At 63.1% G+C, this 6,023-nt stretch carries 7 protein-coding genes; 1 reads left to right on the forward strand and 6 read right to left on the reverse strand.

The window, feature by feature from the left end; translation table 11 throughout:
* Window positions 1-2 precede the first annotated feature (2 nt).
* Window positions 3-797, reverse strand: coding sequence for a tetratricopeptide repeat protein (locus DJ563_RS20260; RefSeq protein ID WP_274097937.1), 795 nt, complete (start codon window positions 795-797; stop codon window positions 3-5).
* A 206-nt stretch (window positions 798-1,003) separates the two neighbouring features.
* On the opposite strand from DJ563_RS20260, the gene DJ563_RS20265 reads away from it, so the two are divergent.
* Window positions 1,004-1,564, forward strand: coding sequence for a WYL domain-containing protein (locus tag DJ563_RS20265; RefSeq protein WP_033703321.1), 561 nt, complete (start codon window positions 1,004-1,006; stop codon window positions 1,562-1,564).
* Between the two features lie 75 nt (window positions 1,565-1,639).
* On the opposite strand, the gene DJ563_RS20270 is transcribed toward DJ563_RS20265, so the two are convergent.
* From DJ563_RS20270 to DJ563_RS20290, 5 genes are all read right to left on the reverse strand, one after another.
* Window positions 1,640-2,503: an ABC transporter permease gene (locus DJ563_RS20270; RefSeq protein ID WP_434518247.1), complete on the reverse strand. Its 864-nt coding sequence runs from the start codon at window positions 2,501-2,503 to the stop codon at window positions 1,640-1,642.
* A 14-nt stretch (window positions 2,504-2,517) separates the two neighbouring features.
* Window positions 2,518-3,381 carry an ABC transporter ATP-binding protein gene (locus DJ563_RS20275; protein WP_274097939.1) on the reverse strand — a complete coding sequence of 288 codons (864 nt, stop codon included), beginning with the start codon at window positions 3,379-3,381 and terminating at the stop codon, window positions 2,518-2,520.
* Window positions 3,382-3,387: 6 nt separating this feature from the next.
* Window positions 3,388-4,407, reverse strand: coding sequence for an ABC transporter substrate-binding protein (locus tag DJ563_RS20280; RefSeq protein ID WP_274097940.1), 1,020 nt, complete (start codon window positions 4,405-4,407; stop codon window positions 3,388-3,390).
* 18 nt (window positions 4,408-4,425) lie between these two features.
* The gene (locus tag DJ563_RS20285) at window positions 4,426-5,325 is read right to left on the reverse strand and encodes a TauD/TfdA dioxygenase family protein (RefSeq protein WP_434518248.1); all 900 of its coding nucleotides are present in this window, start codon (window positions 5,323-5,325) and stop codon (window positions 4,426-4,428) included.
* 202 nt (window positions 5,326-5,527) lie between these two features.
* Window positions 5,528-5,869: a hypothetical protein gene (locus tag DJ563_RS20290; RefSeq protein WP_033703347.1), complete on the reverse strand. Its 342-nt coding sequence runs from the start codon at window positions 5,867-5,869 to the stop codon at window positions 5,528-5,530.
* Between the last annotated feature and the right edge of the window lie 154 nt (window positions 5,870-6,023).

Here is a 6,023-nt window from a genome sequence, read left to right on the forward strand (position 1 = left end):
GGTCAGGGCTGCACCTGGTCTTCCAGCTTCATCGTCAGCGCCAGCGTGCTGCCCATCTGCACTGCCCGGTCGCGCCATTCCAGGTACCGCGTGCCGTCGCGGCTGCTGAAATGCACCGCCAGCTCCTCGGCCGCCTGCATCACCCCCGCCGCAGCCGCCAGTTCCAGCCAATACAACGCGCCTTTGATATCGGCTTCGACGTACAGGCCATGCATCAGCCGATAACCGACTTCAAACCGGCATCGCGCTTCGCCCCGCTGGGCGCCGCGCTGAAACCACTGGTACGCTTCTACCAGGTCGACCTGCCAGTCAAGGTCGCCATCGCACACTTCCTCTTCATACAAGTCACCGAGCGCAGCGGCAGCATGCAACATGCCGCGGTCGAACGCCTGCCGATAACACTCGGCCGCCTGCACGTACGACGCCTCGATGCCTTTGCCGAAATAGTGCTGCTGGCCCAGGTTGAACCAGGCCGCGGCGTTGCCCTGCAAGGCCGCCATGCGCAGCAGGTGGCCGGCAAGCACCGTGTCGGCACGCCAGTACTTGCCATTGAGCCAGATCCAGCCGAGGTCATTGAGCGCCGCTACGCTGCCTTGCAACGCCTGGCGGCGCAGGTCGGCATACACCACCTGCAAATCGCTGGCCTCATCCAGGCGGCTGACCAACAGCGACCGCTGGCTGGGCAACCCGACCCCGGCAAACAACCGATGACGCCTCGCCGCAGGGGCTGGTGGGGCGATGACCCGCTCTGGCAGAAGACGGGCGAGCAGCGAATGGATATTGCTGGCAGCAGACATGTTCATCCTCATTGAACGACACACAACCCCAACCTCAGCTGTGATGAGGCGTGATTCTGCGTGACGTCACGACAAAACCTGTCGCGAACGATTCGGCACGAGGCAACCAAATGCGACTTCCTTGATCTGAGCAGGCTGTGGCCAATTGCCATGCCCCGCTCGTGCCGCCATCCTATTGCGGCAAGCCTAGACAAGGACGTTATCTTTTGCCGTTCGCCACCACTCGCGCCACCCTCAGCCGTCAGTGGGCGCTGCTGCGCCAGCTGCCCAGCCGCTCCCCAGGCATCACCAGCGCCGAGCTGGTCTGGCGCCTGCGTGATGTGGGCTTCAATGTCAGCAAACGCACGGTTGAGCGCGACCTCAACGAGTTGTCGCTGATTTTTCCGCTGGAGCGCAATGACAAGAGCATACCGTTCGGCTGGCACTGGTCGTCGACTGCCGTGGGCGAGCTGCGCGGCAATTTCGACCTATTGACCTACCTGCGCGGTGACGCGCTGCAGCCGGCCCAGGGCGAAGGGGTGGAGCTGGTGGCGCGGATCAGTGACACATTGGCGCGGCAGCTGCGCGAGACGCCGCTAAGCACCGACATGCAGCTGACGGCGCAGGAGCATGGGCATCGGGTGCGTGCCACGGTGAGCGATGGCTGGCCGTTGCGCTGGTGGCTGCTGAGCCAGGGGGATGGGGTAGTGGTGGAGCAACCGGAAGGGCTGCGCGAAGAGATTGGCAAGATGCTGAGCAATGCGGCTGCCCAGTACCAGAACCCATAACCTGTACCGGCCTCTGCGTGCCGGTTCGGCACCCCGATAACCCCGCCCCCACAGCAGCCGGTGCAGGCTTGCCTGCTAGCGCTGCATGCCCCAACGCCGCACCGTCAGCCGCTCCAGGGTATTGAACACCAACCCTTCGACCAGCAAACCGATCAGGATCACCACGGCCAGCCCGGCGAACACCTTGTCGGTGTACAGCTCGTTGCGGTTCTGGAAGATGTACCAACCCAGGCCACCCTTGCCACTGCTGGCGCCAAACACCAGCTCGGCGGCAATCAGGGTACGCCAGGCAAACGCCCAGCCGATCTTCAACCCCGACAGAATCGACGGCAAGGCCGCCGGTACCAGGATATGCAACACCAGGCGCAGGCCCCTCAGGCCATAGTTGCGGCCGGCCATGCGCAGGGTTTCGGACACCCCGAGAAAGCCCGCGTAAGTGTTCAGCGCCAGCGCCCACAGCACCGAGTGCACCAGTACGAAGATCAGGCTGTTGTCGCCCAGGCCAAACCACAGCAGCGCCAGCGGCAGCAAGGCGATCGCTGGCAGGGGGTTGAACATCGAGGTCAAGGTGCCCAGCAGGTCACGACCGAGCTGGGTCGACACCGCCAGGCTGGTCAACCCAAAGGCCAGCACGATGCCCAGCACGTAGCCCTTGAGCAAGATCACCAGCGACACGCCGACCTTGGCCGGCAGTTCACCGCTGATCAGGCCATCCCATAACGCAGCGGACGTTTGCAGAAAGCTCGGCAGCAGCAGGTCGTTGCCTTGATAGCGGGCTGCGGCCTCCCAAAGCGCGGCGATCACCACCAGGATGACCGCCTTGCGCAGCCAGCCGTGCTGCCACAAACGCTGGGCCAATGGCAGTTGGCGTTCCAGAGGCACACTGAGCAGCGGCTCCAGCTGCACCTCGTATTCCTGACGTACAGGGGTAGTGGTCATGGCTGAAGCTCCTGTCAGTGGGCGATACGGATATCGTTGAAGCCGAGTTCGTCGGCTTGCTCGGGCGTTTGTGCCTCATCGAACAGCAGCCGATGAATGCGGCGGGCACTGGCCTGGAAATCCGCTGCGCCCAGGCTGCCAAGATCGTACTGATGGCTGTGCACCTCGGCCCGTACCCGCCCCGGGTGCGGCGACAGCAGCAAGATGCGGTTGCCGACCACCAGCGCCTCTTCGATGGAGTGGGTGACGAACAGCAAGGTGAAACGCACCTCTTCCCACAGCAGCAGCAGCTCTTCCTGCATCTTGCGCCGGGTCAGCGCGTCGAGCGCGGCGAACGGTTCGTCCATCAGCAGAATCTTCGGCTGGGTGGCCAAGGCCCGGGCAATCGCCACGCGCGCCTTCATGCCGCCAGACAGGGTATGGGGATAGGCATCGGCAAACGCCGCCAGGCCGACCTTGTCCAGGTAATGCAGGGCCCGTTCCTCGGCCTCGGCGCGCTTGAGCTGGCCAGAGACCAGCAGCGGGAACATGACGTTCTGCTTTACCGTCTTCCAGGGCGGTAGCTGGTCGAACTCCTGAAACACCACGATACGGTCCGGCCCTGGGCCTTTGACGGGCTGGCCCTGCAGCAGGATCTGCCCTTCCTGGGGGTTGATGAACCCGGCCACGGCCTTGAGCAAGGTGGACTTGCCGCAGCCCGAAGGCCCCAGCAAGACGAAACGGTCGGCACGGTCAACTTCGAAGCTGACCTGGTGAGTGGCCCGCACCACGCGCTGCGCGGTGCGGTATTCGAGGCTGAGTTTATCCACCTTGAGCAAGGGTGGCGTGGCGACACGGCTCAGGTTGCTGGCCGCGTGGCCTGGCAATGGGGCGGTCATGATCGATCAGCTCCCCTGCAGCGGGCGTTCATCCTGGAAGAAGTAATCCTTCCACGACTCAGGCTTGTGCTTGATGGCGCCGACCCGATAAAGGAAGTCTGCCAGCTTGTAGGTGTTCTTCGGCGTGACGGTGAACTCGTACTGCGGGTTGTCGATCAGCTTGATCAGCGCGTCGCGGTCGATCTTGGCCTTGGTCACGCGGATGTAGGTATCGGCAGCAGCAGCCTTGTCCTTCTGCGCAAAGTCCGCAGCCTCGGCCAGGGCGTCGACGAAGGCCTTGTAGGTCTTGGGGTTGTCGTTGCGGAATTTTTCGGTGGCGAACAGCAGGGTCGGCGAGTTGGGGCCGAGCAGGTCGTAGCTGTTGAGCACGACGTGCACGTCCTTGTTGGCCAACGCCTGGTCCTGGAACGGCGGGTTGGAGAAGTGCCCGTTAAGCTCGGTGCCACCGGCGATCAACGCGGCCGTGGCATCGGGGTGCGGTACGGCCAGGGTGTACTTGTCGAGGCGGTTGTAGTCCTTGTCGCCCCACTGCTGGGCTGCGGCGTATTGAAGGAAGCGCGACTGCACGGAGACGCCTACCGCCGGCACGGCGATGCGGTCTTTCTCGGAGATGTCGGCGATGGTCTTCACGTTGGGGTTGCTGCTGACCAGGTAATACGGGAAGTTGCCCAGCGAGGCGACGGCCTTGACGTTCTGCCGGCCCTTGGTACGGTCCCAGACGGTCAGCAGTGGGCCAACGCCGGCGCCGGCGATGTCCACCGAGCCAGACAGCAGCGCATCGTTGATGGCTGCACCGCCAGAAAGCTGGGCCCAATCGACTTTGATGTCGATGCCCTGCTCCTTGCCGTGCTTCTCGATCAGGTGCTGGTCACGCACCACGTTCAGCAGCAGGTAGACGATGCCGAACTGTTCGGCGATGCGGATCTCGCCTTCGGCCTGGGCCACGGCAGGTGCCGCCAGGCTGCCGACGACCAAGCTCGCGCCCAGGCCGATGCTTGCCGCCAGGCGGCTGATGGATTTGCGCATGATGTGTTTCCTCAGTCGTCAGAACGGGGCATCGCCCTGGATGGTGGTGCGGTACAGCTTGCGCCGCAGGTGCGCGGAGCAGCCGGTGGCGAGGTGGATCAGCGAGCGGTTGTCCCAGAACACCAGGTCGTGGGGCTGCCACTGATGGCGGTAGATGTTTTGTTCGAGCACGCTCAGGGCATACAGCTGTTGCAGCACGTCGTGGCTTTCATCCGCTGGCAGGCCGACGATGCGGGTGGTGAAGCCTTCACTGACGAACAGCGCCTTGCGGCCGTTTTCCGGGTGGGTACGCACCACCGGGTGGATGACTTCCTGCACCTGGGCCAACTGCTCGGCGCTCAGGGTCGGGCGCCAGTTGCCCTCGAACTTGGTTTCGGAATAACGGGCCGTGTAGGAATGAGCGGCCGCGCGGCCCTCGATCACGCTGCGCAGGGCTTCGGGTACGGCGTCCCAGGCCTTGTGCATGTCGGCGAACAGGGTATCGCCGCCCTCGCTCGGCAGTTCCTGGGCATGCAGCATCGAACCGAGGCTGGGGAGCGTCTTGTACGACAGGTCCGAATGCCAGAACTTGCCAGCATCACCCAGGCCAATGTTGTGGCCGTCTTCGACGATGTTGGAAACGATCAGGATCTCGGGGTGCCCGGCCAGCAGAAACTGTTTGAGCACATGGATCTGCAGCTCGCCGAAGCGGCGGCTGAAGCTGATTTGCTGTTCAGGGGTGATGCGCTGGTCGCGGAACACCAGTACATGGTGATCGAGGTGGGCGCGATGAATGCGGGTGAAATCCTCGGCGTTGACGGGCTTGCCAAGGTCAAGGCCAATGATCTCGGCCCCGACGGCACCGGAGAACGGGCGGATTTCAAAGTGTTGCGGCTGGGCGCTGTCGATGGACGACAAGGCGTTCGAGGCGGCGGACATGGTTCACTCCCACGCAGTGCGCGACGTCAAAGTACGCGCAACGATCAGAAACGCACGGGGATTTCCCGTGTGGGTTCAAGTCGTGCGGCGCGTCGATTGGTCGACGGGTACGCAGTGGGAGCGACTATAAAGTCATAAGAAGGATATTTTAAATACCTTTATTGAATAACCATATCACTGAGGAACGGGGGCTGATCCAGTATCAGATCAACCCGCCCTGCTCTTCTTCATCGATCAGGTTGTTCAAGCTGCCGAGCGCCTTGCGCGCCTTGGAACGATTGAGCAACTTGGCCTGTGCCCCGGCAGGCAGGTCGGTGATGCTGAAGACGCCCTTGGCGGTCAGCACATCGATCAAGTCCTCGAGCACGCGGATCATGTCCAGGTCGCTTTGCTTGAGCTGCTTGAGGCTGTTTTCCACTTCGTCATCGCCGAACCATTCCTGGATTTCGGCATTGTCGGCGGGGAGTATCTCGCTGAACCCTTCGTATGAAGCGGCTTCTACCCGCAGCAACTGGCCGGTGGCGTCGCGTTGCACGTAGAACATGGCGGTGTCCCTCGTCACGTTGATTCCTTGTTGGTAGACAGCAGCATAGGCAAAGATTTCCGGGCGCGCAGGCCCGGCGCACGAGTATGCGCTGTCACGGGAAGGCAGGAAAGAGCCGGCGCCCAGCCGGGCGGTCATACAGACCGCCCGGCTG

The organism is Pseudomonas sp. NFX1 (assembly GCF_051123555.1).
Classification (GTDB): Bacteria; Pseudomonadota; Gammaproteobacteria; order Pseudomonadales; family Pseudomonadaceae; genus Aquipseudomonas; species Aquipseudomonas capeferrum.